Annotated in this window: 5 protein-coding genes; all 5 read left to right on the forward strand. The window is 67.0% G+C overall.

Translation table 11 applies throughout. The features are described from left to right. Positions 1 to 737, forward strand: a 737-nt coding sequence (locus tag SMA5143A_RS40645; protein ID WP_107467824.1) for an alanine racemase, incomplete at its 5' end; no start/stop codon positions are given. A 98-nt stretch (positions 738 to 835) separates the two neighbouring features. Then, a complete protein-coding gene (locus tag SMA5143A_RS40650) occupies positions 836 to 1,570 on the forward strand; it encodes an SDR family NAD(P)-dependent oxidoreductase (RefSeq protein WP_107467825.1) in 735 nt (244 codons plus the stop codon). A gap of 326 nt (positions 1,571 to 1,896) precedes the next feature. Then, entirely contained in the window at positions 1,897 to 2,250 is a 354-nt protein-coding gene (locus SMA5143A_RS40655) for a cupin domain-containing protein (RefSeq protein WP_055540584.1), read from the forward strand. A gap of 381 nt (positions 2,251 to 2,631) precedes the next feature. Further along, a complete protein-coding gene (locus tag SMA5143A_RS40660) occupies positions 2,632 to 3,738 on the forward strand; it encodes an ABC transporter substrate-binding protein (protein ID WP_107467826.1) in 1,107 nt (368 codons plus the stop codon). After that, the coding region (locus SMA5143A_RS40665) for an ABC transporter ATP-binding protein (RefSeq protein WP_146194044.1) at positions 3,731 to 4,463 on the forward strand (733 nt) is incomplete at its 3' end. The genes SMA5143A_RS40660 and SMA5143A_RS40665, both read left to right, overlap by 8 nt.

Consider the following 4,463-nt stretch of genomic DNA (forward strand, 5'->3'; position numbering starts at 1 on the left):
AAGCTCTCGCCGACGCGATGGGAGACGAACCGGACCGGCTTGAGGTCGTGATCGAGGTCGACTGCGGTGCCCGTCGTTCCGGGGCGCCGCCCGAGGCCGCGGGCGATCTCGCGCTCGCCGCCCGCAAGCGCGGTCTGGTGCCGGTGGGAGTCTTCACCTACCCCGGTCACGGTGGCGCCGACCAGGACGCTCGCCGACGCGCCGCGCAGGACCAGGAAGCCACGCTCACCGCCGCGGTACGCGGCCTCGAAGCCGTCGGGGTCACCGCGGAGGTGGTCAGCGCGGGCTCCACTCCCACCCTCGAGTTCTCCACCAGCGGCGTGATCACCGAGATCCGTCCCGGCGAGTACGTCTTCGGAGATCTGAACAACGCCCGGCTCGGCTCCTGCACGGAGGACCAGATCGCGCTGTTCGTCGCCGGCACCGTGGTCAGCGACTGGGTCCCCGGCCAGGTCATCCTCGATGTGGGCAACAAGGCCCTCAGCAAGGAAGGCAGCCCCGAGATCGGCTACGGCGGCATCGCCGGCACGACAGCGGTCCTGTCCAAGGTCAACGAGTACCACGGGTTCCTCCCGCTGCCGGACGGTGAGTTCCGCCCCGGCGTCGGCAGCGTCGTACCGGTCGTGCCGAACCACGTGTGCCCGGTCGTCCTCGGCTTCGAGGAACTCATCGTCACCGACAGCACGGGCACATCGCTGGAGCGCTGGCCCGTCGACGCCCGCGGATTCCTCAACTGACCGGCATGCGACGAGACTCCCGTCCTCCCCGAGCCCCCACCCCCGACCGACCTCCCCCGTAAGAGGAGTGCCTGACATGCGTATGAGGAGTGCCTGACATGAGACTCAAGAACGTCACGGCCCTGGTGACAGGCGCCAGCAGTGGCATAGGGCAGGCGGTGAGTTCCCACTTCCGCCGGGAGGGCGGACGGCTGCTGCTCACCGGCCGCAGGGAGCGGCTCGACAGCGCTCAGCCCGACGACCTGTACATTCCCGGAGACCTCAACGACGAGACGTTCGTCGAGCACCTGGCCAAGCAGGCCGCGGAATCCTTCGGCACCGTCGACGTCGTCGTCCTCAACCACGGTCTCCAGGCCGACGGTCCACTCACCGAGATGGCCTGCGACGACGCGAGGAACGTCCTGGAGAGCAACCTGCTCAGCGCGTTCCTGGTGATGAAGCACTTCGCGCCGCTGATGCCCGAGACCGGCGGCTCGTTCGTCTGCGTCAGCTCACGGCTGGGCATGGTCGGCATGGCCGGGCAGGTCCTGTACTCCGCCGCCAAGGGGGGCCTCATCATGCTCGCCAAGGGCGCGGCGATCGAGTGGGCCCCGCGCAACATCCGCGTCAACGTCGTCGCCCCGGGCCTGACCGCCACCCCGATCATCGAAGCGGCGTTCCAGCGCAGGCCCGACCCCGAGGCCTACCGCCGCCAGCGCGAGAGCACGATCCCGCTCCAGCGCCTCGCCACCCCCGAAGAGGTCGCCGACGCGGTGCTCTTCTTCGCGTCGTCGGAGTCGTCGTACGTGACCGGATCGGTCCTGACCGTCGACGGTGGGTACACCGCCGGCTGAACACCCTGCTGGGCATCACCACCAGCAAGGGACTGAACAACCTGCACTGTCTCGCCTTCTGTCTCGGACATCCGCCGATCGCGGCATGAACTGTCGAACCGCGCCGAGCACGTGCCTCATGCCACCGCGCTCGAACAAGGCCACCCACGGTGCGCCCATGCCGACAACCGCATCCGAGCCACCCGGCCAACCCCGGCACCAGCCACGACGCCTCGCCGGCCTCCACACATCTGGAACGGGCCCCACCCACGAGCGTGTGCCAGACGCCGCTCGACAGCAGCTCATCGACAGTGGCCGCCAATCCCTCAAGCTCCCAAAGGAAAGACATGTCGCTCCTGAAGGCCATCGACACCAATCCCTCTTTCGCGCCGCGAGAGTCCGGCCCGCTCCCGGAACGCTTGATCTCCGGCGAACCCGCCTTCAAGACCTGGGCTCAGGACGTCGCCCGTGGGGAGTCCATCCATACGGGCGTCTGGGAAGCGACGCCCGGCGAGATGCGCTCGATCAAGGGCGAGACCTTCGAGTTCTGCCACATCCTCTCCGGCGTCGTCGAACTCACACCCGAAGGCGGCGAGCCGGTGATCTACAAGGCCGGCGACAGTTTCGTCATGAAGCCGGGCTACGTCGGTGTCTGGAAGACCATCGAAACCGTGCGCAAGATCTACGTGACCGTAATGTGATCCCGATGCCGCGCACCCCGATCGTCTTCGGGATCTTTCGCCAAGCTACCCGCTGAGTTGTCGCCGGCGCAGACAAACCGATCGGCCCGTCCTTCAGCCGCAAACCCGGCTCTGCTTCATCCCTCACCACGCCCTCATACCGCGGCTCTGGTGAAGACCCCCCACTCCGCTGATCACCGCCTGCCAGGGCTCCAGCTTCCCCACCGCCATCAATCGGCGTCGCTCTGACGACAAGGTCGTCGACGCCCCCAAAGCGGCGATCGGCAACGCAGGCGGGCGATGCTCTGCCCGCCTTAGTCACACTGCACCACCCCCCCCGCACCTGCGAGGTAAAGCCCCCGCACAGCTGGTCCCACGCGTCCCCAGATGAGGAGTATTGCCATGAGTGATGCCCAGATCGGTCGTAGAGCGCTCCTGCGCGGAGCAGGCGGTCTGACCGCCCTCGCCGCTCTTCCTTCCCTCTCCGCCTGCGGTACCGGCTCCAGCCGGACGGCCGGTGGGAGTGGTGGCAAGGGCGGCAGTAAGACGGTGGTCGTCCGTGACAGCGGCGGTTCCTGGGGCGCGGCTCTCCAGAAGGCGATCTACACGCCGTTCACGCAGGAGACCGGCATCCAGGTGAAGGTGCTGAACCTGGACGACGCTCCGCTGCTGGCGCAGATCAAGCAGGGCCGGCCGCAGTGCGACCTCATCAACAACTCGATGATGTCCCACTTCAAGTACGTCAAGCAGGACGCGCTGGAGGCGCTGGATCTCGACCGGGTCAAGAGTGTGAAGAGCGCGAAGATCCCCGAGGCCCAGATCACCGACCATGCCGTCGGCTACGGCTTCTACGGCCAGTGCATCGCCTACCGCACGGACGCCTTCGGCGGCAGGAAGCCGGAGTCGTGGGCGGACTTCTGGGACACCAAGGCGTTCAAGGGTTCCCGCGCGATGGTTCACCCGGACGGTGACCTGCCGGAGTTGGAGTTCGCGCTGCTGGCCGACGGTGTCCCGATGGACAAGCTGTACCCGCTCGATGTGGACCGCGCCTTCAAGGTGATGACCGAGCTGCGGTCCAACATCAAGAAGTTCTGGGACAGTGGCCCGCTCCCGGGTGTGCTGCTGAGCCGCGAGGAGGTGACGATGTCCACCGTGTGGGACGGTCGTCTCGCCGATCTGCAGAAGCAGGGTGTGCCGGTGGAGCGGCAGCTCAACGGTACGCGCCGTCAGTTCTCGGGTTATGCCATCGCCAAGGGCGCGGCGAACCTGGACGCCGCCTACCAGCTGATGGACTTCTCGCTGCGTGCGGAGAGTCAGGCCAATATCGTCAAGTTCTTCCCGTCGAACCCGTCCTCTCCGGTGGCCTACAGCAAGTTGACCGAGGAGCAGCGCAACGCGTCCGCGGGTGCGCCGAAGTACTACGACAAGGGCTTCGACGCGGATGTCGAGTGGTGGCTGAAGAACGAGTCGGCCGTCACCAAGCGCTGGCTGGAGTGGGCTCGTGGCTGAATTCGGTGTCGCCACACCGTCCGTCAACGTGGCCGGCGGCAAGCCGGCCACCGCGACCGGCAAAGCGCTGTCGGTGGTGGCTCTGCGCAAGACCTACGGCGACGTCGTCGCCGTCGACGAGGCGTCCATGGAGATCGCGGCGGGTGAGTTCGTCACCTTCCTCGGCTCCTCCGGATCGGGCAAGACCACGACGCTGATGATGATCGCCGGGTTCTGCGAACCCGACTCCGGCACCATCACCGTCGGCCGCCGGGACGTCACCCGTCTCGCGCCGCAGAAGCGGGGCCTGGGCTTCGTCTTCCAGCAGTACCTGCTCTTCCCCCACATGACCGTCAGCGAGAACGTCGCCTTCCCCCTCACCCTGCGCGGAGTGCCGAAGGACGAGATCCGCCGACGGGTGGGGGAGACGCTGGAGATCGCCGGTCTGTCCGGGTTCGGTGGCCGCAAGCCGCGTGAACTGTCCGGCGGCCAGCAGCAGCGTGTGGCGTTGTGCCGGGCGCTGGTCTACCGCCCGCCGGTCATCCTCATGGACGAACCCCTCGGCGCCCTGGACAAGAAGCTCCGCGACCAGTTGCAGATCGAGATCAAGTCCATCCAGCAGGAACTCGGCCTGACCGTCATCTACGTGACGCACGATCAGGAAGAAGCGCTGGTGATGTCCGATCGCATCGCGGTGATGCGCAACGGTCTGATCGAGCAGTTCGACACCCCGAGGGAGCTGTTCG

It is taken from the genome of Streptomyces sp. MA5143a (assembly GCF_900290235.1).
GTDB lineage: Bacteria > Actinomycetota > Actinomycetes > Streptomycetales > Streptomycetaceae > Streptomyces.